The sequence below is a fragment of the Thalassococcus arenae genome, from assembly GCF_019104745.1.
Lineage (GTDB): Bacteria > Pseudomonadota > Alphaproteobacteria > Rhodobacterales > Rhodobacteraceae > Thalassococcus_B > Thalassococcus_B arenae.
This window is the reverse complement of sequence record NZ_JAHRWL010000001.1, coordinates 50,306-72,612: the sequence shown is the minus strand read 5'-3', so window position 1 is coordinate 72,612 and position 22,307 is coordinate 50,306. Positions and strand designations below refer to the sequence as shown.

Below are 22,307 nucleotides of genomic sequence, written 5' to 3'. Positions count from 1 at the left end.
CCTTGTCCTTCCTCTCCAAATCGTGCGCTGGTTTTCCGGCGCACTGGCGCTAAACTGATTACAACGTATGAGCACGGGACACATGAATATCAAATCTACCGTTACGGCATTTGTCGCGGCAGTCATGATTTCCTTACCAGCAGGGGCGCAGGACGCGGCAACCCTGCTCGAACAGCTGTCCCAGGCCGAAGACGACTCCGCCGCGGCGCGGCTGGAACGGTCGGTCATGCGGGAATGGTCGAAATCCGGTTCGGCTGCGATGGACCTGCTTCTCAAGCGCGGCCGCGATGCGCTCGAGGTCAACCAGACCGGCGAGGCGATCGAACATCTGACTGCCCTGACCGACCATGCGCCGGATTTCGCCGAAGGTTGGCACGCCCTCGCCTTGGCTTACTACCAGGCCGAGATGCTGGGACCGACGATGGATGCGCTGGAGCGTACCCTGGCGCTGAACCCGGACCACTTCGGTGCCTTGCGCGGAGTGGGGGCGGTGCACGAACAGGTGGGCGCCGATGCGCTTGCCTATGACGCTTATGCCCGTGTATTGGAACTGCGGCCGCATGACGAAGACGTGCTGAACGCGTTGACGCGGCTCGAAGGCAGGGTGAAGGGCACCTCGCTCTAACAGGACAGGCGCATGGCCCTCAAGGCTCGGGTCGCGGCCGTTCTAGGCCCGACCAACACCGGCAAGACTTCTTACGCCATCGAACGGATGCTGGCCCACCGCACGGGCATCATAGGCCTGCCGTTGCGCCTGTTGGCACGCGAGGTCTACGACACGATTGTCGGACTGCGCGGGCCGTCGGTGGTGGCTCTCGTCACCGGCGAAGAGCGGATCGTGCCGCCGCGGACGCAATACTGGGTCTGCACGGTCGAAGCGATGCCCGAGGGCATGGGATGCGACTTTGCCGCCATCGACGAGATCCAGCTTTGCGCCGATCCCGAGCGCGGCCATGTCTTTACCGACCGTCTTTTGCGGATGCGCGGCCTGAACGAGACCCTGTTCCTGGGGTCCGACACAATGCGCGGGCCCATCGCCACGCTGGTCCCGGGTGTCGAGTTCCTGCGCCGCGAGCGGATGAGCCAGTTGAGCTATATTGGTTCGAAAAAGATAAGCAGACTGCCTACACGTAGCGCTGTTGTCGGGTTTTCTGTTGAGAATGTCTATGCGATCGCTGAGCTTATCCGCCGGCAAAAGGGTGGTGCCGCTGTCGTGATGGGGGCTCTCAGCCCGCGGACCCGCAACGCCCAGGTGGCGCTCTACCAGAACGGCGAGGTCGACTATCTGGTTGCCACCGATGCCATTGGGATGGGGCTCAATCTCGACATTCACCATGTCGCGTTTTCCGGTCTGACCAAATTCGACGGCCGGCGGATGCGGCCTCTGCAACCCAACGAACTGGCGCAGATTGCCGGGCGCGCGGGGCGGGGGATGCGCGACGGCACCTTCGGCGTCACCGGCGATGCCGGCCCGATCCCCGATGAATGGGTCGAGGCGATCTGCAACCACAGCTTTGCCCCGCTGCGCAAGATCAACTGGCGCAACAGCGATCTGCGCTTTGGGTCGGTGCCCGCGCTGGTCGACAGCCTGGAGATCGCGCCGGACGACCCGACCCTGGTCAAGGCGCGCGAAGCCGACGACCTTCAGGCGCTCAAGGCCTTGTCCGATGTGGCCGAGGTTCAGGCGCGTGCGTCCGATGCCGCTTCGGTCAGGCTGCTTTGGGATGTCTGCCGCATTCCCGACTTTCGCGGTATCAGCCATGCCGAACATGCCGGTTTGTTGCAGGTGATCTTTGGCCATCTGCACCAGCGCGGATCGGTACCCGACGATTTCCTGGCCCGGCAGGTGAACCGCATCGACCGCACCGATGGCGATATCGACACGCTGTCGAAACGCTTGGCATATATCCGCACATGGACCTATGTCGCGCAGCGGAAAGGCTGGGTTGGCGACGAAGACCATTGGCGCGGCGCGACCCGCGCTGTAGAAGACCGCCTGTCGGATGCGTTGCACGACCGTCTGACGCAAAGATTCGTCGACCGGCGCACATCCGTGCTGATGCGCCGGTTGAAGCAGAAGGAGGCCCTCTTGGCCGAAGTGAACGACAAGGGTGAAGTGACCGTCGAAGGCGAATTCGTCGGTCGTCTGGAGGGGTTCCGGTTCCGGCAGGACAAGGACGCGCAAGGCCAGGAGGCCAAGACACTGCGCGCGGCGTCCCTGCAGGCGCTGACGCCGCATTTCCATCTGCGGGCTGACAAGTTCTACAACTCGCCCGACACCGAGATCGACTTTACCGAACAGGGCGGGTTGATGTGGGGCGAACAGGCGGTCGGAAAACTGGCCAAGGGCGATGATCCGCTGAAACCCCGCGTCGTCGCCTTTGTCGACGAGGAGGCCGGGCCGGACGTGGCCCAGAAAGTCGAACGCCGCCTGCAGCATTTCATCGACCGCAAGATCGCCGCGCTGTTCGAGCCGCTGGTCAAGATGCGCGACGACGAGACACTGACCGGCCAGGCACGTGGCTTTGCCTATCGCATGGTCGAGGATATGGGCGTGATCCCGCGTTCCAAGGTGGCCGACGAGGTCAAGGCGCTGGATCAGGACACCCGCGGCGCGTTGCGCAAGCACGGTATCCGCTTCGGGCAATACACGATATTCATGCCGGCGCTGCTCAAGCCTGCGCCGACGCGGCTGCGGCTGGTGTTGTGGAGTCTCGCGCAGGGGCTCGACATCTTCCCCGAGGCGCCGCCGCCGGGGCTGGTGACCGTGCCCAATGTCGATGGCGTCCCGGCCGAACACTACACACTTGCCGGCTATCGCAAGGCCGGAGCGCGGGCGATCCGCATCGACATGCTTGAACGGCTGGCGGACATGCTGCGCGCCGAAGACAGCCGCGGCGGGTTCGAGGCCAAGGCCGACATGCTGTCGATCACCGGCATGACGCTGGAACAATTCGCCGATCTCATGCAGGGGTTGGGTTACAAGGCCGAGCGGGGCGAGCGCGACAAGGTCAAACCGGTCGCCGAGCAGCCGGACACCCAGCCGGAGCAATCGCAAACCGGCACCAACGGCGAAGGCATCGCCCCGGATACACCGGATACGCCGGCCGACCAGACCGCCGACTCCGCACAGCCTGCCGAACCGGAGGCAACGCAGGCGCAGGACGCGGCGGAAACCGGCGATGTCGAACAGGTGGCAGAACCGGACGCACCGGCTGGAGCCGATGTGGCCGAACCGATTGCTGCGGCGGATACCGATCCGGTGACCGGTCCGCTCGATCCCGCGCAAGCGCCCGAACGCGAACTCTATTTCACCTTCACCTGGGGTGGTAATCGCGGCGGGCAGGGGCGCAAGGACCAACGCCCGCGCCGGGACGACCACCGCTCGGACAAGCCTCGCGGCAAGGGCAAGCCGAAGGGCAAGGGTGGGCCGAAGGGCGACCGCGGAGCCAAAGGCGACCGTGGACCGCGCAATTTCGAAGCGCGCCCGCCGCGCAGGGAAAAGCCCATCGACCCCGACAACCCCTTTGCCGCCGCGCTCATGGGGCTCAAGGACAAGACCTGAGTGGCCGAGGCGGCAAGCAAGCTGCGCATCGACAAGTGGCTGTGGCACGCGCGGTTCTTCAAGACGCGCAGTCTCGCGGCCAAGCTGGTGTCGTCCGGCCATTGCCGGGTCAATGGCCAGGTGATCGCCAAGCCGGCCTATGCGGTGGCGCCGGGCGATGTGCTGACCTTTCCGAAGGACCGCCAGGTCCGGATCATCCGCGTGCTGGTTCTGGGCGAACGGCGCGGCCCTGCGCCAGAGGCCCGGGCTTTGTACGACGATCTCGATCCGCCGAAGCCGCGACAATCGGATCCGGGGGCGCCCGAGGCCGAAGCCGGTGGGCGGCCCAGCAAGCGTGATCGTCGCAGGCTGGATCAAATGCGTGGTCAGGCGCTTGAATGATCGCGCCGGGTGGTCTAGCTAGCCCATCAAGACGCGAACCAGCGGACCCATGCTCATGACCTACGTTGTCACCGACAATTGCATCGCCTGCAAATACACCGATTGCGTCGAGGTGTGCCCGGTCGATTGTTTCTATGAAGGCGAGAACATGTTGGTCATCCACCCGGATGAATGCATCGATTGTGGCGTTTGCGAACCCGAATGCCCGGCCGACGCGATCCGGCCCGATACCGAGCCGGACATGGAGAAGTGGGTGGAGTTCAACCGGAAATACTCCGAGGCATGGCCGGTCATCATCACCAAGAAAGACCCGCTGCCCGAGGCCGAGGAGCGCGACGGTGAAGCCGGCAAGCTGGACAAGTACTTTTCGGAAAACCCCGGCGAAGGGGGCTGAGCCGATTCGCGCCGATATTCATCGATATCACGTGAGCTGACGCCTCTAACATATTGAAAAAATACGAAATATGACGTTTTTACGTCATCGCTGTTTTCGGACCTTTGAATATGTTAAACTGTCTCAACGTATGAACAGACCACGTTTCGGGCTCCGGGGTGAACCACTGCTCCGGTCGACAATCAAGCTGACGATGACACGTGAACGGGAATCTTTGATCCCCGCTCGCGTTTTGTGCGGCCTGCAACCTGGTGAAACGCGAGGACGATAGCGTATGAGCAAGTCGAAGAAATCCGAATTCCGCCCCAACGACTACGTGGTCTACCCCGCCCATGGCGTTGGGCAGATCGTATCGATCGAGGAGCAGGAAATCGCCGGCATCAGCCTGGAACTGTTCGTGATCTCCTTCGAAAAAGACAAGATGACCCTGCGCGTTCCGACCCACAAGGCGACCGAGATCGGCATGCGCTCGCTCAGTTCGCCCGACGTCGTGAGCCAGGCGATGAAGACGCTCAAGGGCAAGGCCAAGGTCAAGCGCGCCATGTGGTCGCGCCGTGCCCAGGAATACGAGCAGAAGATCAATTCCGGCGACCTGATCGCCATTGCCGAAGTGGTGCGCGACCTGCACCGCTCGGACGACCAGCGCGAGCAGAGCTACTCCGAACGTCAGCTGTACGAAGCGGCGCTGGAGCGGTTGACCCGCGAAGTGGCGGCCGTTTCTGGTGGCGACGAAGTGGCCGCAGCGCGTCAGGTCGACGAAGTTCTGGGCCGCCGCGCGGCCTGATCGATACCACGACAGACGAACACAAGGCCGTGCGGATACCCCGCGCGGCCTTTTTGTTGGGGTGTCAGGCTGCGTCCTGCTTTCCGCGCTGTTCCAAAGCCGAGTAGAGCGCTGTTTCGAGGTCCTTCTCCAGTTCCCGCGCACGTTTGATATAAGCGGCGTTTTCTGTTGCGGATATGGATGGATCCCATAGCTGCGCCAGTTCCCGCACCGTTTGCCGGTCGTGGTGGAAAAAGGTTTCTTCGGCCACGGCGGCCTCGTATTCCGACATGCCGATATTCTCGAGCACGTAGCGCCCGGCCCGCAAACTGCTGTCGAACATCTCGCGCACGATGTCGTTGGCTCCTGCCTGGTACAGCGCATAGACATGGGTACGGTCGCGCGCGCGGGCGACGATGTGGATATCGGGACGCACGCGTCGCGCATAGGCGACCAGTTTGACCACCGATTTCGGATCGTCCAGCGCGGCGACCAGAACCTTGGCCTTTTCGATACCGGCGGCGTGCAGCAATTCGGGCCGTGTCGGATCTCCGAAAAAGCCCTTGTAGCCGAATTTCCGCATCAGCTGGATCGTCTTCATGTCGTGGTCGATCACCACGGTCTTGTGGCCCGTGCTTTGCACCAGCCGGTTGACGATCTGGCCGAACCGCCCGATGCCCGCGATGATGACAGGGCCTTCCTCGTCGATTTCGTCCGGATCGTGCGTTTCGCTTGTCTCTTCCATCCGCCCCGACAGCCAGTCGTACAGAAGAAAAAGCAGCGGCGTGATCAGCATCGACAAAGCCACGACCAGCAACAGCCGGCTGCCCAGCGATGTCGTGACCACGTTTTGCTGTGCGGCGAAGGAAATCAGCACGAAGCCGAATTCGCCGGCTTGCGCCAGGCTCAGCGTGAACAGCCACAGATTACGCCTTCGCAAGCCGAAAAGGAGCCCGAGACCGTAGAGGATCGCGCCCTTGAGAACGATCACGCCTAGCGCGAGGCCCAGGATGGTGACCGGTTCGGCCAGCAGGCCCGGCACGTCGATCCCGGCGCCCACGGTGATGAAAAACAGCCCCAGAAGCAGCCCCTTGAACGGCTCGATGTCGGATTCCAGCTCGTGTCGAAACTCCGAGTTCGCCAATACCACGCCGGCCAGGAAGGATCCGAGCGCGGGCGACAGCCCGACCAGAAGCATCAGGAAACTGATGCCGACCACGATCAGCAGCGCCACGGCGGTGAACATCTCGGGCAGATGGGCGGAATGGATGAAGCGGAACAGCGGACGCGCGCCATAAATCCCCGCCAGGATGATTCCGGCAATGACAGCCAGGGTCACCAGGGCCACGCCCCAACCCGGCAGGCCCGCGACCAGGCTCATCGTGTGGTGCGCGTCGGCGGCATGATCGGCAGCCGCGCGCTGGATCGATCCGTCGGGGCCCAGCGTGACCGGCGCGGCCACCGCCAGAAGCGGCAGCGCGATCAGCATCGGGATCACCGCGATGTCCTGGGTCAGCAGAACCGAAAAGGCGGATCGTCCGCCCTGGGTTTGCATCAGGTTCTTTTCGTTCAGTGTCTGCAACACGATCGCTGTCGAAGACAGGGCGAGGATCATACCCACTGCAAGCGCGGTTTGCCACGCCAGGCCCAGCACAATGGCGCCGGCCATGACGGCAGCGGCCGTCAGCACGATCTGCAAGCCGCCCAAACCGATCAGCCGGTGGCGCATGTCCCAGAGCGCCCGCGGTTCCAGTTCCAGCCCGATCAGAAACAGCATCATGACCACGCCGAATTCGGCGAAATGCTGAAGGTCGGTCGTGTCGGCCACAAGGCCCAGTCCCGGCCCGATGATCAAACCGGCGGCGAGGTACCCCAGAACCGACCCTAGTCCAAGACGTGCCGCGACCGGAACCGCGATCACCGCGGCAGCCAGAAACACGGACGCCTGAAGCAGAAACGATTCCATGCGGATTCCTTTTTGAAACACCGCAACTGTGGGTCAGCAGGGCAGGATTGGCAACAGGTCGGCGCGATGCAAGAGGCACTGACCGCCGGGTTTCACCGCGATGCCGGGAATGCGGGCAGACCCCGGGGCGAGACCGGTCGGTTCGGGCGCAACAACGACCAACGCGGGCCTGCGTCCGAGGGAAGCACTGCCTTCAGCCGGCTCAGCGACAACGTCCCGTCGAGCACGGCGCGATAGAGCGGGAAAAGCCCGGGCCGCAGATAGGCCGACCAGTGGCAGACGCGTCGTGAAGGCGGTGCAACCGGAAAGCCGATACGGGCAATCGCAGCCAGGCTCGCCGGATCGTCAATCTGCAAGGTCGTGCAACCGGCAGCGCCAAGTGGACGGTGGCCGATCATCCGGTCGCCCGATCTTGGTGCGCGGATCAGCAGTTCCATCAGGAAATCGAAAACATCGTTTTCCCGGCTGCACACATTGAGAACGCGGGTGCCGCTGTCGTCCAGCGCCGCTTCGGCCAGGCCGGCATATTCGGCGGCGGCAAGAAGGATGGCGGTTTCGACAGTATTCGGGCGCGACTGCGCGATGGCCCGCAGCGCCACCCGTGCGCCAAGCGAATGGGCGACAAGCCGAATGGGACGCGCGGGTGCATGCCGGCGGATTGCGGCAAGAAACGCCGCCAACGCGTCGCCGGCCTGCAAGGCCCGGTCATAGGCGTTCCAGATCGAAGCGCGGGCCGGCCAACCGAAGGCAACTCCGATGGACGTATCGCGACGGACACCGGCGTGCAGGTGCCGGGGCCAGCTGACAACGCGGGCAGTGTTGCGCGCAGGAGAGGCGGAAAGGATGCCTGCATGCGGGCAGTGTCTCGGGTGCCCCGGAAGATACTTAAAGCCATGCACCATGACACATACCGCGCCCGGCGTCCGATCGAGGAGCCGGCGCATTTCCGGCATCGGATCGACTGTCTGACCTTGCAGGGTCAAGCCGGTCGGCATAACGGAAACTGGCAACAGGGGCATGGAACGCTCCACAACATGTTGTGCAGTGCGGGTAAGCGAAGACTACGACGCAAAGGTGAAGGGGGTATTACGGTTGCGTAACGGTCTTGACCTGTTGCGCGGGGGGCTCTATCGAAATGCCTGTGGCGATTTGTTACCGGATTGCGGGCCACGTAAAACATGCCGCTAAAGAGGTCGGACGAAGGGCTCCTTTCGCTTGACCGCGATCGGGGCTTTTTTGTTGGGCCTGGGGCCCGGAGGACGGAACATGACCAAACGGGGCAAACGCACCAACCTCGTGCATGGCGGCACCAAGCGCAGCCAGTGGGGCGAGGTCAGCGAAGCGATCTTTCTTACGCAAGGGTTCGTCTACGACACCGCCGAAGCTGCCGAGGCGCGCTTCATCAAGACCGGACCGGACGAGTACATCTACGGACGCTATGGCAACCCGACCGTGGCCATGTTCGAAGAACGCATGGCGCTGCTCGAAGGGGCCGAGGATGCCTTTGCAACGGCGTCGGGCATGGCTGCGGTTTCCGGCGCGCTGTCGGCCTTGTTGAAGGCCGGCGACCACGTGGTTTCGGCGCGTGCGTTGTTCGGGTCGTGCCTCTATGTGTTGCAAGAGATCCTGCCGCGATTCGGGGTCGAGGTGACCTTCGTCGATGGCGGTGATCTGGATGCGTGGCGCGCTGCGGTCCGGCCGGAAACCACGCTCGTATTCTTCGAGTCCATGTCAAATCCGACGCTGGAACTTGTTGATATCGAAGCAATATCCGCGATTGCACATGCCGTCGGTGCATGGGTGGTGGTCGACAACGTCTTTTCCACTCCGATTTACTCGAAGGCCATCGAGCAAGGAGCTGATATTGTTGTATATTCGGCGACAAAACATATCGACGGACAGGGTCGGACACTGGGCGGGGTCATCCTGGGGCCGCGCGACATCATCCGGGGAAAGATCGAGCCCTACATGAAGCATACCGGCGGCTCGATGAGCCCGTTCACCGCCTGGGTCATGCTGAAGGGTCTGGAAACCATCGACCTGCGGGTGCGTGCGCAGACCGCGGGCGCAAAGGCCATCGCCGAAGCGGTCGATGGTCATGCCAAGATCCAGCGGGTGATCTATCCCGGACTTGCCAGCCATCCGGACTATGCGCTGGCGCAACGCCAGATGGGCGCGGGCGGCACGATGCTGTCGATCGTCCTCGGCGGTGGAAAAGCCGCGGCGTTCCGTTTTTTAAACGCACTGCAAGTGTTTGTGATCTCGAACAATCTGGGCGATGCCAAGTCCATTGCGACGCATCCTGCGACCACAACCCATCAGCGGCTTACGCCAGAGCAGCGCGCAGCCATGGGGTTCGGCGATGGACTTGTTCGACTGTCGGTCGGTATCGAGGATCCCGACGATCTGGTTGCGGATATCCTGGCGGCGCTCGACGCGGTTTGACGCAAACCGGCGTCAAATCGACAGAAAAGAGTGAACCGATCGGCATCTTTCTCCGTAACACTGACATGGAATTTGTAGGCGGGTGCGCCTACGTTCAGTGTACAGACGGCCAGGGAGGCCCAGATGAACATTTTCACGCCCGATCTAGACCGCAAGCCGAGCCGCGAAGAAGCCGAACAGGCCCTCGCTGTGCTGCGGCGTTGGGCCGGCAAGGCGCATGATGCCGAGATCGACGCGCTTGATCCGGTCGTCGCCCGTCTCGTTCCTGGTGCCGCGCCCGAAGCCTATCCCGATCTGGCAAGACAATACCCGACCGATTTCCGTGTCACGCCCGCCTACAAGGCGTCTTTGCCCGATCTGCAGAATGGCCCCAGTTCGCTGATCCGCGGCGAAAACCGCGCGATCCAGCATGTCGGTATCTCGAACTTCCGCCTGCCGATCCAGTACCACACCCGCGACAACGGCGATCTGACGCTTGAAACCAGCGTCACCGGTACGGTGAGCCTCGATGCCGACAAGAAGGGCATCAATATGTCTCGCATCATGCGATCGTTCTATGCCCACGCCGACAAGACCTTCAGCTTCGAGGTGATCGAGGCGGCCCTGGACGATTACAAGAGCGATCTGGAAAGTTTTGATGCGCGGATCATGATGCGGCTCAGTTTTCCGATGAAGGTGGAAAGCCTGCGCTCGGGTCTCACGGGTTACCAGTATTACGATATCGCGCTGGAACTGGTCGAAGCAGCCGGCGTGCGGCGCAAGATCATGCATGTCGATTACGTCTACAGCTCGACCTGCCCCTGTTCACTGGAGTTGAGCGAACACGCGCGGCGCGCGCGCGGCCAGCTGGCGACGCCGCATTCGCAGCGTTCCGTCGCGCGCCTGTCGGTCGAGTTGACGGGCAGCGAATGCCTGTGGTTCGAGGATCTGGTCGACATGTGCCGCCGCGCGGTGCCGACCGAGACCCAGGTGATGGTCAAGCGCGAGGATGAACAGGCGTTTGCCGAGTTGAATGCCGCCAACCCGATTTTTGTCGAGGATGCCGCCCGGCTTTTCGCCGAGCAGCTGCAGGCGGATCCGCGGGTCGGCGACTATCGGGTCATAGCAAGCCACCAGGAAAGCCTGCACAGCCATGATGCGGTTTCGGTTTTGACCGAAGGCCCGACCTTTGCGCAGGACAGCCTGGACCCCAAGCTTTTCACGACGTTGTTCCATATCGGTTGATACCCGAAACGTTCAGGAAACCGGCGCCCGCGTCATACCGGGCGCTTTTTCGTGCGTGTGGCTGAAATTCGCTGTTCCTTGCCCATGGGTGCCGTTCATTTCTTAACCTTGGGCGGGGCATGCTGCGCGAAGGGAGGAAACCTCGCAGGCAAAAGGTTTCCAAGATGACGCAAACGAATGTTCAGATCCGCATCATGCCCGACGGTCTGGGGCAAAAGCTCGACTTGTTCTTCGCGGCAGCCGGACAAGGCTTCAACAGTTACGCACTGCGGCGTGCCCGTCTGAGCGAGGTCGTGGCGCTTGAAGCGCAAAGCGACGGCGAGCTCGCCCGCATGGGCCTGCGCCGAGAAGACATCATTCCGCATGTCTTCGGCGATCTGCTGAGCCCACCTGCCTGACGCCCGTGGCTTGACACCGGGGCGGGGCAACGCCAACGCTTCGCCCATGTTCGACGTCCGCCCCGTTGCCTATGTCATTGGCCTGCTTGTCGCCTGTCTGGGTGCCACCATGCTGTTGCCGATGCTGGTGGACATCGCCGAGGGGCGCGGGCAATGGTCGGTTTTCGCGGAAAGCGCGATCGTCACCATCCTCAGCGGCGGATTGATGGCGTTGGCATGCGCCAATTCCGTGCCCGACCGGCTGTCGATCCAGCAGACTTTTCTTCTGACAACCGGGGTCTGGGTCGCTCTTCCGGTTTTCGGTGCCATCCCCTTTGTCCTGGGCGCCACCGAGGCCCGGTTCGTCGATGCGTTCTTCGAGGCGATGTCCGGCCTGACCACGACCGGATCGACGGTTTTCAGCGGGCTGGAGGAACTGCCGAAAGGGTTGCTGTTCTGGCGCGGCATCCTGCAATGGCTGGGCGGGATCGGGATCATTGTGGTGGCGATGGTGTTCCTGCCGGAACTGCGCGTGGGCGGGATGCAGATCTTCCGATCCGAAGGCTTTGACACGATGGGGAAAATCCTGCCGCGCGCCACGCAGATATCCTCGTCGATCTCGACGATCTACGTTTCGCTGACGCTTGTCTGTGCCGGGGCCTACATCCTGGCCGGGATGAACGCTTTCGATGCGACGGTGCATGCCATGACCACCGTGGCCACGGGGGGGTTCGCCAATTCCGACGCGTCCTTTGCCGCGTATGGCGCGGGTGCGGAATACGTTGCCTCGATCTTCATGCTGCTCGCGGCGTTGCCATTCGTGCGCTACGTGCAATTGACCACCCAACGCACCGCGCGCCCGTTGCTGCTCGACAGCCAGGTCCGCGGTTTTTTCGCGACCGCCCTGGTCATTGTCGCGGTGGTCACCGCCTGGCGGCTGGTTTCCGGCGGCGACAGCGGCGAACCGGCCTTTCGCAAGGCGCTGTTCAACGTCGTTTCGATCCTGACCGGCACCGGCTATGCCTCGTCCGACTACAACACGTGGGGTCCGTTTGCCGTTGCGCTGTTCTTCTTCATCGGCCTGATCGGAGGGTGCGCCGGGTCGACGGCCTGTTCAATAAAGATATTCCGCTATCAACTGCTGTTCGCCTCGATCAAGGTGCAGCTGCGCAAGATCCAAGCCCCGCATGGCGTCTTTACCCCGCGCTATGACGGACGCCCGGTCAGCGACGACGTGCTGTCTTCGGTCATGTCCTTTTTCGTTTTCTTCGTCGTCAGTCTCGGGGTTCTGTCGGTTGCGCTCGGCATGACCGGCCTTGATTTCGTGACCTCGGTGTCGGGGGCGGCTGCCGCCCTGGCCAATATCGGTCCCGGCTTGGGTGACCAGATCGGTCCGGCCGGGAATTTCGCCGGACTGGGGGATACCGCGAAATGGATGCTGAGCTTTGCCATGTTGGTCGGCCGGCTGGAGCTGTTGGCGGTCTATGCGATCTTCACCGTCCGGTTCTGGAGGGCGTGATGGCGACACTGGGCTCGGAAATCTCTCACATGCTCAGGATGCGCGGGGTCGAGGTGATCTTTGGCATTCCCGGCGTGCACAATGTCGAGCTGTATCGCGGCATCGAAGAGGCTGGCATCACCCACGTTCTGGCGCGCCATGAACAGGGCGCCGCCTTCATGGCCGATGGGTATGCCCGTGCCACGGGAAAGCCGGGGGTATGTTTTCTTATCACTGGCCCCGGTCTCACCAACGCCCTGACCGCGCTCGGCCAGGCCTATTCCGACAGTGTGCCGGTTCTGGCGGTCACGTCCTGCCTGGACGACACGCGCGCGATGCGCGGTCAACTGCACCAGATGCGCGACCAGCGCGCGGCGGCGGAAACCGTCTGCGCGTGGTCCGAAGAGGCGCGCAGCCCCGGGCAGGCCTATGCCTTGATCGATCGGGCATTGTCGGGGTTCGAGGCGGGCCGGGCGCGACCCTGCCACATCCAGGTTCCGATTCCCGTTCTTGGCGGGCAAGCCGATCCCGCCCCGCCAACGCCGCCCCGGCCCGCCTTGCCGCAGGCATCGGCCGATGATCTGCGCCGGGTCGTTGACGCGGTTTTGTTCGCGCGCAAACCGCTCTTCCTGTTCGGCGGGGGCGCGCGGGGCGGCGCGGCGGCGATCCCCGATCTGCTGCGCCAGACCGGCGCTGCGTCTTTCGTCACCTATGCCGGCCGCGGACTGGTGCCGCCGGGAACGCCGTTGTTCTTCGGGTCCTACCTTGCCCGTCCCGACAGCGCGCGGGTGCTGGCCGAAGCCGATCTTGTGGTCGCGATCGGCACCGAACTGGCCGAAGTCGATCTGTGGCGCGACGCGCCCGGCCATACCTGCCCGATGATCCGCATCGATATCGACCCTCAGATGCTTGCGCAGGCCCGCGCCGGAGACTTGGCCGTGCTGGGCGACGCGGGCACGCTGTTGCGCGCCATGGCCATCGCTATTCCCGCCCGATCATGGGACCTGCCGCCGAAATGGGATGCCGGGCAGGTCGCTGCCGCCCGGAACCGCTGGCGGGCCGAAATCGAGGCCGAGCGCCCAGGCCTTCCGCCGGTCATCGACGCCTTGCGCACGGCCTTGCCGCAAGACGCGATGGTCTATTCCGACATGACCCAATTCGCCTATGCCGCCAAGGAAATCTGGGACATGTCCCGGCCGGGTCACTGGCACCACCCCTACGGTTTTGGCACATTGGGTTACGCCTTGCCGGCTGCCATCGGTGGCGCGGTGGCGCGGCCCGGCACGCCCACGCTGGCCATCCTGGGGGATTACGGGTTCCAATACACGGTGCAGGAACTGGGCACGGCGGTGGAACTGGGCCTGCCCCTGCCGATCCTGATCTGGGACAATGGCAAATTGGCGGAAATCGAGGAATCGATGATCCGCAGCCAGATCGCCCCCAACGCGGTGGTTGCGCGCAACCCGGATTTCTGCGCCTTGGCAAGGGCTTATGGAGCACGGGCGGCCCAACCCGGGACGCTGGTCGAGATGCAGGCGGCGCTGCGCGAGGCGTTCGAGGCGTCGGTGCCGACGGTGATCCGCGTCACGCCCGGGATCAGGTAGGGCGCAGCCAACAGCATTGCGCGAGAAATCCCGAAGCATGACCGTCGGTTCGATGGCCCTGCCAGTCGCTTGCGCGGCCTTGCGAGCCGCTCAGGCGATCTCGGCCAACCGCGCCAGGGCTTCCTTCAGCCGCGCCTCGTCGGCTTCGCGCGCAGCGAGGTTCTCGCGGACTTCCTCGACCACCTCTTCGGGTGCGCTGGCGACGAAGTTGGGGTTGCCCAGCCGGCCGCGCAATCCGCCCAGCTCCTTGCTCAGCTTGCCCAACGCCTTCTCCAGCCGCGCCTTTTCCTCGGCCACGTCGATGATGTCGGCCAGTGGCAGGCCAAAGCTCGCCCCGCCTACCGGCACTGTGATGCAGCCCTTGGGAAAGCTGGCGACCTCGTCCAGCGACTCGATCCGCGCCAGCCGCTTGATCAGCGTCTCGTTGCGCGCCCATGCGCCACGTCCGGCCTCGTCCAGCTCCGTGACCAGCATCGGCACGTAAAGCCCCGCCGGCACGCGCATTTGCGCACGGGCGGACCGCACGCCTTCGATCAGCGCGATCACCCAGGACATCTCGGCCTCGGCCGCCGGATCGACCACCGAGGTATCCAGCCCCTCGGGCCAGTCGGCATGCACGCACATCTTGTCCCGCTTGGCCGTCAGTCCCCACAGTTCCTCGGTGATGAAGGGCATGAACGGATGCAGCAGGGTCAGGCACTGGTCGATGACCCAGGCCATGGTGTCGCGCGTCTCGGCCGCAACGGCGGCGTCGTCGGACTCGAACAGCGGCTTGGAGAACTCGACATACCAGTCGCACACCTTGCCCCAGACAAAGGCGTAAAGCGCGTTCGCCGCATCGTTGAAACGGTACTCGGTCAGCGCATCGTCGACCGTTTCGCGAACCTTGGCCGTTTCGCCGACGATCCATCGGTTCAGCGTCGCATTCGGCGCGGGCATCCCGCGTGGCGCCATGTCGATCCCCACGGCTCCGTTCAGTTCGGCAAACCGCACCGCGTTCCACAGCTTGGTGCCGAAATTGCGATAGCCGGCGATGCGGTCCCTGGACAGCTTGAGAACCCCGCCGATGGACGCCATGGAGGCATTGGTGAAGCGCAGCGCGTCCGCGCCGTACTCGTCAACAATATCAAGAGGATCGATGACGTTGCCGGTGGTCTTGGACATCTTCTTGCCCTTCTCGTCGCGGACGAGTTGGTGCAGGTAGACGGTGTGGAAGGGGATCTGATCGACCACGGCCAACTGCATCATGATCATCCGGGCCACCCAGAAGAACAGGATGTCGAAACCGGTGATCAGGACGCTGGTCGGAAAGAAGCGCCGCAATTCGTCCGTGTCCTCTGGCCATCCCAGCGTGCCGATGGGCCAGAGACCGGAAGAAAACCAGGTGTCGAGCACGTCGGGGTCGCGCCAGACAGGAACGACAACCGGACCGCTAGGCTGCTGTATCCGGCCTTCGGTACGAACATGCAGGTTGTGCAGATCGTCGCCCAACAGGTCGACGGCATCGTGGATCGTGTCGACCACCCGGAAATCCGTGCCGTCTGGAAAGCGATAGGCGATTTCCCGGAGCGCCTCTTCCTCGGTCGCGGCACAAACGTGATAGGGCTCGCCTTCGGGGCCGGGATAGTACCAGACCGGGATCTGGTGCCCCCACCAGAGTTGGCGCGAAATGCACCAGGGTTCGATGTTCTCAAGCCAGTGGTAATAGGTCTTTTCACCGCTCTCGGGGATGATCCTGATATCGCCGTTACGCACCGCCTCCAGCGCCGGGCCGACCACCTTTTCGGCATCGACGAACCACTGGTCGGTCAGCATCGGCTCGATCACGACCTTGGACCGGTCACCGAAGGGCTGCATGATCGGCTTGGCTTCGACCAGCGGGACCAGCGCCGCCGGGTCGTCGTCGTCGCCCAGTTTGCGGCCCAGAACCGGATCGTCCGCCCGCGTCATCACCGCCAGCCCCTCGGCGGTGATCTCCTCGACCACCTTCTCGCGCGCCTCGAACCGGTCGAGCCCGCGCAGGTGGTCGGGCACGAGGTTCAGCGCGTCGGCTTCGGACTCGGTCAGGGTCCGCTTGCCTTGCGCGACGGCTTGCGCGATCGCCGCGGCTTCTGCATAGGGCGCGCCGTCGTCGCGCATGGCGCCGCGCGTATCCATCAGCCTGTACATCGGGATGCCGCCGCGCTTGGCGACCTGGTAGTCGTTGAAATCATGTGCGCCGGTGATCTTGACCGCGCCCGAGCCGAAGGTCGGATCGGGGTATTCGTCGGTGATGATCGGGATCAGGCGGCGGTGTTCCTTGGGGCCGACCGGGATTTCGCAGAGCTGGCCGACGATGGGGGCATAGCGTTCGTCGGACGGGTGCACCGCCACCGCGCCGTCGCCCAGCATCGTTTCGGGCCGGGTCGTGGCGATCGAGATGTAGTCGCGGGTTTCGCGCAGGGTGACGTTTCCGTCCTCGTCCTTTTCGACATATTCATACGTGGCGCCCCCCGCGAGCGGGTACTTGAAGTGCCACATGTGACCGGCGACCTCGACATTCTCGACCTCGAGATCTGAGATCGCCGTCTCGAAATGCGGGTCCCAGTTGACCAGCCGCTTGCCGCGGTAGATCAGGCCCTTTTCGTACATGTCCACGAAGACCTTGATGACGGCGTCGTGGAAATTGGCCGAGTTCTCGTGTCCGATGCGCCGGTCGCCCGGAGCGCCGGCCATGGTAAAGGCGTTGCGCTCCCAGTCGCAGGAACAGCCCAGGCGCTTGAGCTGTTCGACGATGGTGCCGCCATACTGGCCCTTCCATTCCCAGACCTTGTCCAGGAACGCCTCGCGGCTCAGGTCGGTGCGGCGCAGGTTGCTTTCGGCCATCAGCTTTTTTTCGACCTGCAGCTGCGTGGCGATGCCGGCATGGTCCTGTCCCGGCTGCCACAGCGTGTCGAAACCGCGCATCCGGTGCCAGCGCACCAGGATGTCCTGCAACGTGTTGTTGAACGCGTGGCCGACATGCAGCGCACCGGTGACGTTGGGAGGCGGGATCATCACGCAAAAGCTGTCGTCGCGCCGCTTGTTGGCGCCGGCCCGAAAAGCCTCGGCCCGTTCCCATGCGGCGGTGATCCGTGGCTCGGCCGCGCCTGCGTCAAAGGTCTTGTCCATCGCCATCGCGGGATGTCCCTCGTGCCTGGTTGTCTGGTCCCGGCTCTCCTAGCGAATGGGGCAGGGAAGGGAAAGGCTTGGCGATGGGAATGCCCGCACCCGGGCAAGAAAAAACGGCGACGCCAGGGAGGAGGAGAGGCGCCGCCGTTCAGGTCATCGGCCGCCAGGGAGGAGGAGAGGCGGACCGAATATCGGTGAAGCGTCACGCGCTTCGATGTTCTGAACGGTGGCACCTAGGGAGGAGGAGCGGTGCCACCGCCAATGTCAAGAACCCGAAGGGAGGAGGAGGGTTCCTGCATGTCTGGGGCGCATTGCCCCGGTGTTTGCGGCGGTGATGCTAGGGAGGAGGAGCGCATCACCGCCTTGTTACGGAAGGCTCGGGGAGGAGGAGCCTTTGCCGTATCGCTTAAACTTCGTATGCGGCCTGCCAGGCCACGCGGCGGATCACCGAGCGGTTCAGACCCAGATCGTTCAATTCACGTTCGCTCAGCGTGTTCAGCTCGCGAAGGGTTTCCCGGTAGATCCGGCGCCGCGCAAGGCGTGCGCGAAGGTCAACGACCAACGCTGCGAACCGGCCGCCCAGACCACCTTGCGTGCGAGAAAAACTGTCGGTCACGTTTGCCATCGTATTCTTGCCTCTTGCACCTGTGTGCGTTTCGTTGAAGCAAAGATGGGACAAATGCTGCACTTGCACAATGCTCTCTCCGGCAATGCTGCTATGCAGCAAATGCATATGATAACTGCTTGAAAAAGCGTCATTGTGATACAAAACCGGCGCTTCGACTTGATTGCCGCGGCGTCACTGCCACTTGCTCAGGCAGAGAACGAAAGGAACCGGCAGATGACGAACTCCGACGCGATCCGAAGCGCTTTGAAACGGCTTGTTTTGCCGGATGGCGGCGACTTGATCTCACGCGACATGATTCGAGCGCTGAGCGTCGACGGCGGCGCGGTGCGTTTCGTGATCGAGGCCCCCAATGCCGACATGGCGCGCCAGATGGAACCCTTGCGCCAGGCGGCGGAACGGCTTGTCTCGGAATTGCCCGGCGTGACCAATGTCCAGGTCGCGCTGACGGCGCACGGCCCCGCACCCAAACCGCCATCACTGAAAATCGGAGGCCATGCCCAGCCGCAGACCGGTGTAATGAAACCCGCAGGTGTCAAGACGGTGCTTGCGGTGGGGTCCGGCAAGGGCGGGGTGGGCAAGTCCACCGTTTCGTCCAACCTGGCGGTGGCGCTGGCGCGGGCCGGCAAGAGGGTGGGGTTGCTCGACGCCGATATCCACGGACCCAGCCAACCGCGCATGTTCGGTCTGACGAAACGTCCGGCCAGCCCGGACGGCAAGACGATCATCCCGTTGCGGGCGCATGGCGTGACCGTGATGTCGATCGGGTCGATGCTGGCCGAGGACAAGGCCGTGGTCTGGCGTGGGCCGATGTTGATGGGCGCATTGCAGCAGATGATGATGCAGGTCGACTGGGGGGATCTGGACGTGCTGATCGTCGATCTGCCACCGGGAACGGGCGATGTGCAATTGTCGCTCTGCCAGAAGTCCGAGGTGGCGGGTGCAATCGTGGTCTCGACCCCTCAGGATGTGGCCCTGCTGGATGCGCGCAAGGCGCTTGATGCGTTCGCCACGCTGAAGACGCCGGTTCTGGGCCTTATCGAGAACATGGCGGTCTTTACCTGCCCGCATTGCGGCAAGGATAGCCACATCTTCGGTCATGGCGGTGTCGCGGCCGAGGCGGAAAAGCTGGGCGTACCGCTTCTGGCGCAATTGCCGATCGATCTGGAGACACGGGTGGCAGGCGATGCCGGCACGCCCGTCGCGGCGGGCGACGGGGACATGGCGCGGGCCTATGCGCAATTGGCCGACCGTTTGATCAAGGGCGGGATCGTCTGAGCCGCCAAATGCCTTGTGAGGCATTTGCAAAACCCTGGCGAGGGTTTTGCGCGGGGTTCAGACGGCGCGCGACAATGTCAGAAACAGATCGGTCACCAGTGCGGCCGAGTCGACGTTGACAGCGCGGGCGTGGCGGGCGCGGTCACCGGCGACCTGCACCGCCTCGGCCCAGCGGCGTCCGGTGGCGGGATCGGGCGCCAGCCTCCGCAGCACTTCGGATTCGCCTCGGACGGCTTCGTGTTCGGGCGGTGCGCCGATGACGCCGGACCGCGCCAGCCTGGCAGCCAACAGGTCGGTCAGGCTCAGCACAAGGTCCAGGCGGGCTTCCTTGCCGCGTCCCGCGCAGCTTTCGGCGAGCGCCAGCAGGCGTGGGCGGTCAAGCCGCGGCAGGCTGCCCAGCAGCGACACGAGGTCGGCATACAGCGCCAATCCCCCGGCCTCGTGCAACTGGAATGCCGACCCCACCGATCCACCGGACAGTGCGGACAGTGCCGTGGTCTCTTCGACGGGTATCTGGGCGCCCGCCTGTTCCAGGGCTGCCGCCATGTCCTCGGCCGAAAGGCTGGCGAGCCGAAGGGTCCGGCAGCGCGACCGGATTGTCGGTAGCAAGCCCGCCGGCTGATGGCTGATCAGCAGCATCACGGTATCGGCCGGCGGCTCTTCGAGCAGCTTGAGCAACGCGTTGGCCGCATTGGTGTTGAGCGCATCGGCATCGTCGACGATCACCACGCGGCGACCCCCATCGGCAGCCGAGCGGTGCAGGAAGCGCGCCATCTCGCGCACTTCGGGAACCCGGATTTCGCTGGAGAAATCGCCCTTCTGAAAATTCTGCAACCGCAGATCGGGGTTGCTGTCCGGCCCCTTGCCGAAGCGGCGCAGCAGGAAGACGCCAGGTTCGGATCGCGCGCGGATGCGGCGGGCGACCGGATGATCCGGATCAATGTCCAGCGAGTTCGGCGGCGGAGGGGCACCGAACAGCCCGTCTTCCTGTTCCAGCGGCGTTGCCAGTAGGAACCGTGCGATGCGCCAGGCCAGCGTCGCCTTGCCCACCCCGCGCGGACCTGTCAGCAGCCAGCCGTGATGCAGCCGCCCGGTCGCGAAGGCATCCAGGAAACCGGCTTCGGCCTGCCCCTGTCCCAGCAGCCGCGCGGTTTCGCGCGGATGCGGTGCGCCGTCGAGCTGCGTCGGATCGGGAATGTCGGCGGTGTCGGTCACGGCAGGTGCGGCGCGATTGCGGCGGCGACGTCCCGTGCCACGTCGGCCTCGCCGCGGTTGCCGTCTATGACCCGGAACCGGTCGGAAAATTCGGCCGCCAGCGCGAGGAACCCTGCGCGCATCCGTTCCTGCAGGCCGATCCCGAAATCCTCGAACCGCTCTTCCTCGGTCGCACGGGCCTTGGCGCGGGACAAGGCGGCGGCGGGGTCCATGTCGATCAGCAGCGTGAGGTCCGGCTCGGTCGCGATCATCAGGTCGTGCAGCGCGTCCACCTTGGCGCGCAGATCGCCGCGGCTGAGCCCCTGGTACATGCGCGTGCTGTCGGCAAAGCGGTCGCAGATCACCACCTTGCCGGCGTCCAGCGCGGGCCGAATGGTGCGTTCAAGGTGATCGCGGCGGGCCGCAGTGAACAGAAGCAGCTCTGTTTCCGCTGACCAACGGTCGGGATCGCCCTGCAGCACAAGCGCGCGGATTTCCTCGGCGCCGGGGCTGCCACCCGGTTCACGGGTCAGAACCACGTCACGGCCGCCGGCGCGCAGGCTTTCGGCCAGGCGCCGCGCCTGCGTGGACTTGCCCGATCCGTCGATGCCTTCAAAGCTCAGAAACAGGCCCTTGCGGCTCACATTGCCTCCGCTGCGCCGCCCGATTGCATGCGTTTGAGCAAGACCTGGCTGACGGTAAGCATGCGGTTCACGAAACCACCGGCTTCGACCGTCTGTTCCGCCACCAGCGGCACGCGATGTTCGGGCAGACCGTCCGGGCGAATGATCAGTTCGGCCAGGCGCTGCCCCTCGGCGATCGGCGCTTCGATCGGGCCGGTATAGACCACTTCGGCCGTGTAGGGCGTGGCCGCGGCCAGCGGTAACAGCAGCGTGGTCTCGGCCTCGGCGACCAACCCCACGCGGTCGGACGCGCCCATCCAGACCTCGGCCTCGGCGATGCGCACGCCGGGCTTGACGATGGTCTTCTCGGCGAATTGCCGGAACGCCCAGTTCACGATCGCCTCGGATTCCTCGGCGCGGGTCTTGGCGCTGTCCAGACCGGTGATCGAAAAGATCACCCGCCGGTCGCCCTGCTTGGCCGATCCGACAAGACCGTAGCCCGCTTCCTGGGTGTGGCCGGTCTTGAGCCCGTCGGCGCCGATCCCCAGCCCCAGCAGCGGGTTGCGGTTGAACCGGTTCTGGCTTTCCTTCTCGTCGAAAAGGAATTCGGTCTCGGCGAACATCGGATAGTAATCCGGAAAATCCTCGATCAGCAGGCGCGCCAGCAACGCCAGGTCGCGCATCGACATGACATGGCCGTCCTCGGGCCAGCCGTTCGAGTTCTTGAAGGTCGAATTGGTCATGCCCAGTTGCTGGGCGCGTGACGTCATCATCCGGGCGAAACCGGCTTCGGTTCCGTCCGGGCTCAGCGCCTCGGCCAGAACCACGCAGGCGTCGTTGCCCGACAATACGATGATACCGCGGATCAGGTCCTCGACGCTGACCCGTTCGCCGGCCTTCAAAAACAGCGTCGAGCCGCCGTAATCCATGGCATGCTGCGAGACGCGTAGTTCCTCGTCCAGCCGCAGTCGGCCGTCGCGCACCGCTTCGAAGGCGACATAAAGCGTCATAAGCTTGGACATCGAGGCCGGCGGCAGAGGCTGATCGGCGTTCTTGGCCATCAAAACGGTGCCGGTCTTGACGTCCAGCACATAGGCCGCCTGGGCGCGGGTATCGAAAGCCTGCGCCTGGAACGCAAGCAGCGCCGCGGCGGCGGCGCCGGCAAGCAGGCGGCGAAGGGCAGGGATCATGGGCAGCTCCTGTCCTGGTATGGTCGGGCG

The 22,307-nt window shown here is 64.1% G+C and carries 18 protein-coding genes and 1 riboswitch; of the genes, 11 read left to right on the top strand and 7 right to left on the bottom strand.

The genetic code is table 11. From position 1 onward, the window contains the following. The first annotated feature begins 124 nt into the window (after positions 1-124). The 5 genes from KUH32_RS00315 (at position 125) to KUH32_RS00295 (ending at position 5,124) form a co-directional block, all read left to right on the top strand. The gene (locus tag KUH32_RS00315; RefSeq protein WP_217778196.1) at positions 125-625 is read left to right on the top strand and encodes a tetratricopeptide repeat protein; all 501 of its coding nucleotides are present in this window, start codon (positions 125-127) and stop codon (positions 623-625) included. A 12-nt stretch (positions 626-637) separates the two neighbouring features. Beyond that, positions 638-3,565, top strand: coding sequence for a helicase-related protein (locus KUH32_RS00310; protein ID WP_217776084.1), 2,928 nt, complete (start codon positions 638-640; stop codon positions 3,563-3,565). Continuing rightward, positions 3,566-3,946 (top strand): RNA-binding S4 domain-containing protein, encoded by a 381-nt coding sequence (locus tag KUH32_RS00305; RefSeq protein ID WP_217776083.1) that lies wholly within the window; start codon positions 3,566-3,568, stop codon positions 3,944-3,946. A gap of 55 nt (positions 3,947-4,001) precedes the next feature. Next, positions 4,002-4,340: a ferredoxin FdxA gene (fdxA, locus tag KUH32_RS00300; protein ID WP_217776082.1), complete on the top strand. Its 339-nt coding sequence runs from the start codon at positions 4,002-4,004 to the stop codon at positions 4,338-4,340. A 274-nt stretch (positions 4,341-4,614) separates the two neighbouring features. Beyond that, positions 4,615-5,124: a CarD family transcriptional regulator gene (locus KUH32_RS00295; protein ID WP_217776081.1), complete on the top strand. Its 510-nt coding sequence runs from the start codon at positions 4,615-4,617 to the stop codon at positions 5,122-5,124. Between the two features lie 64 nt (positions 5,125-5,188). Here KUH32_RS00295 and KUH32_RS00290 read toward each other — a convergent pair whose 3' ends face one another. Continuing rightward, the gene (locus tag KUH32_RS00290) at positions 5,189-7,069 is read right to left on the bottom strand and encodes a monovalent cation:proton antiporter-2 (CPA2) family protein (RefSeq protein ID WP_217776080.1); all 1,881 of its coding nucleotides are present in this window, start codon (positions 7,067-7,069) and stop codon (positions 5,189-5,191) included. Positions 7,070-7,161: 92 nt separating this feature from the next. Further along, positions 7,162-7,971 carry a DUF726 domain-containing protein gene (locus KUH32_RS00285; RefSeq protein WP_254898948.1) on the bottom strand — a complete coding sequence of 270 codons (810 nt, stop codon included), beginning with the start codon at positions 7,969-7,971 and terminating at the stop codon, positions 7,162-7,164. Positions 7,972-8,200: 229 nt separating this feature from the next. Next, positions 8,201-8,278, top strand: a riboswitch (SAM riboswitch). A gap of 57 nt (positions 8,279-8,335) precedes the next feature. Here KUH32_RS00285 and metZ point away from each other — a divergent pair. The 5 genes from metZ (at position 8,336) to KUH32_RS00260 (ending at position 14,217) form a co-directional block, all read left to right on the top strand. Then, positions 8,336-9,514, top strand: a complete 1,179-nt coding sequence (metZ, locus tag KUH32_RS00280) for an O-succinylhomoserine sulfhydrylase (protein ID WP_217778194.1) — start codon at positions 8,336-8,338, stop codon at positions 9,512-9,514. A 123-nt stretch (positions 9,515-9,637) separates the two neighbouring features. After that, a complete protein-coding gene (folE2, locus tag KUH32_RS00275) occupies positions 9,638-10,738 on the top strand; it encodes a GTP cyclohydrolase FolE2 (protein ID WP_217776078.1) in 1,101 nt (366 codons plus the stop codon). 164 nt (positions 10,739-10,902) lie between these two features. Further along, a complete protein-coding gene (locus KUH32_RS00270; RefSeq protein WP_254898947.1) occupies positions 10,903-11,136 on the top strand; it encodes a hypothetical protein in 234 nt (77 codons plus the stop codon). A 46-nt stretch (positions 11,137-11,182) separates the two neighbouring features. Continuing rightward, on the top strand, positions 11,183-12,634 hold the full coding sequence (locus tag KUH32_RS00265; protein ID WP_217776077.1) for a TrkH family potassium uptake protein: 1,452 nt from the start codon (positions 11,183-11,185) through the stop codon (positions 12,632-12,634). Continuing rightward, positions 12,634-14,217, top strand: a complete 1,584-nt coding sequence (locus KUH32_RS00260; protein ID WP_217776076.1) for a 5-guanidino-2-oxopentanoate decarboxylase — start codon at positions 12,634-12,636, stop codon at positions 14,215-14,217. Before KUH32_RS00265 ends, KUH32_RS00260 begins: the two co-directional genes overlap by 1 nt. A gap of 90 nt (positions 14,218-14,307) precedes the next feature. On the opposite strand, the gene KUH32_RS00255 is transcribed toward KUH32_RS00260, so the two are convergent. Further along, on the bottom strand, positions 14,308-17,373 hold the full coding sequence (locus KUH32_RS00255; protein WP_217776075.1) for a valine--tRNA ligase: 3,066 nt from the start codon (positions 17,371-17,373) through the stop codon (positions 14,308-14,310). Positions 17,374-17,773: 400 nt separating this feature from the next. Continuing rightward, positions 17,774-18,100, bottom strand: a complete 327-nt coding sequence (locus KUH32_RS00250) for a DUF1127 domain-containing protein (protein WP_348541063.1) — start codon at positions 18,098-18,100, stop codon at positions 17,774-17,776. A 108-nt stretch (positions 18,101-18,208) separates the two neighbouring features. On the opposite strand from KUH32_RS00250, the gene KUH32_RS00245 reads away from it, so the two are divergent. Then, positions 18,209-19,270, top strand: a complete 1,062-nt coding sequence (locus tag KUH32_RS00245; protein ID WP_217776074.1) for an Mrp/NBP35 family ATP-binding protein — start codon at positions 18,209-18,211, stop codon at positions 19,268-19,270. A gap of 57 nt (positions 19,271-19,327) precedes the next feature. Here KUH32_RS00245 and KUH32_RS00240 read toward each other — a convergent pair whose 3' ends face one another. From KUH32_RS00240 to KUH32_RS00230, 3 genes are read right to left on the bottom strand one after another with little or no spacing between them, the layout of a single operon-like run. Continuing rightward, positions 19,328-20,485: a DNA polymerase III subunit delta' gene (locus KUH32_RS00240; RefSeq protein WP_217776073.1), complete on the bottom strand. Its 1,158-nt coding sequence runs from the start codon at positions 20,483-20,485 to the stop codon at positions 19,328-19,330. After that, positions 20,482-21,108, bottom strand: coding sequence for a dTMP kinase (tmk, locus tag KUH32_RS00235; protein ID WP_217776072.1), 627 nt, complete (start codon positions 21,106-21,108; stop codon positions 20,482-20,484). Before tmk ends, KUH32_RS00240 begins: the two co-directional genes overlap by 4 nt. Further along, positions 21,105-22,277, bottom strand: coding sequence for a D-alanyl-D-alanine carboxypeptidase family protein (locus KUH32_RS00230; protein ID WP_217776071.1), 1,173 nt, complete (start codon positions 22,275-22,277; stop codon positions 21,105-21,107). Before KUH32_RS00230 ends, tmk begins: the two co-directional genes overlap by 4 nt. Positions 22,278-22,307 lie beyond the last annotated feature (30 nt).

Coding starts and splice junctions, on each gene's coding strand:
- KUH32_RS00315 (WP_217778196.1), top strand. CDS start 125: ATGATTTCCTTACCAGCAGGGGCGCAGGACGCGGCAACCCTGCTCGAA.
- KUH32_RS00310 (WP_217776084.1), top strand. CDS start 638: ATGGCCCTCAAGGCTCGGGTCGCGGCCGTTCTAGGCCCGACCAACACC.
- fdxA (WP_217776082.1), top strand. CDS start 4,002: ATGACCTACGTTGTCACCGACAATTGCATCGCCTGCAAATACACCGAT.
- KUH32_RS00295 (WP_217776081.1), top strand. CDS start 4,615: ATGAGCAAGTCGAAGAAATCCGAATTCCGCCCCAACGACTACGTGGTC.
- KUH32_RS00290 (WP_217776080.1), bottom strand. CDS start 7,069: ATGGAATCGTTTCTGCTTCAGGCGTCCGTGTTTCTGGCTGCCGCGGTG.
- KUH32_RS00285 (WP_254898948.1), bottom strand. CDS start 7,971: ATGGTGCATGGCTTTAAGTATCTTCCGGGGCACCCGAGACACTGCCCG.
- metZ (WP_217778194.1), top strand. CDS start 8,336: ATGACCAAACGGGGCAAACGCACCAACCTCGTGCATGGCGGCACCAAG.
- folE2 (WP_217776078.1), top strand. CDS start 9,638: ATGAACATTTTCACGCCCGATCTAGACCGCAAGCCGAGCCGCGAAGAA.
- KUH32_RS00270 (WP_254898947.1), top strand. CDS start 10,903: ATGACGCAAACGAATGTTCAGATCCGCATCATGCCCGACGGTCTGGGG.
- KUH32_RS00265 (WP_217776077.1), top strand. CDS start 11,183: ATGTTCGACGTCCGCCCCGTTGCCTATGTCATTGGCCTGCTTGTCGCC.
- KUH32_RS00260 (WP_217776076.1), top strand. CDS start 12,634: ATGGCGACACTGGGCTCGGAAATCTCTCACATGCTCAGGATGCGCGGG.
- KUH32_RS00255 (WP_217776075.1), bottom strand. CDS start 17,373: ATGGCGATGGACAAGACCTTTGACGCAGGCGCGGCCGAGCCACGGATC.
- KUH32_RS00250 (WP_348541063.1), bottom strand. CDS start 18,100: ATGCATTTGCTGCATAGCAGCATTGCCGGAGAGAGCATTGTGCAAGTG.
- KUH32_RS00245 (WP_217776074.1), top strand. CDS start 18,209: ATGACGAACTCCGACGCGATCCGAAGCGCTTTGAAACGGCTTGTTTTG.
- KUH32_RS00230 (WP_217776071.1), bottom strand. CDS start 22,277: ATGATCCCTGCCCTTCGCCGCCTGCTTGCCGGCGCCGCCGCCGCGGCG.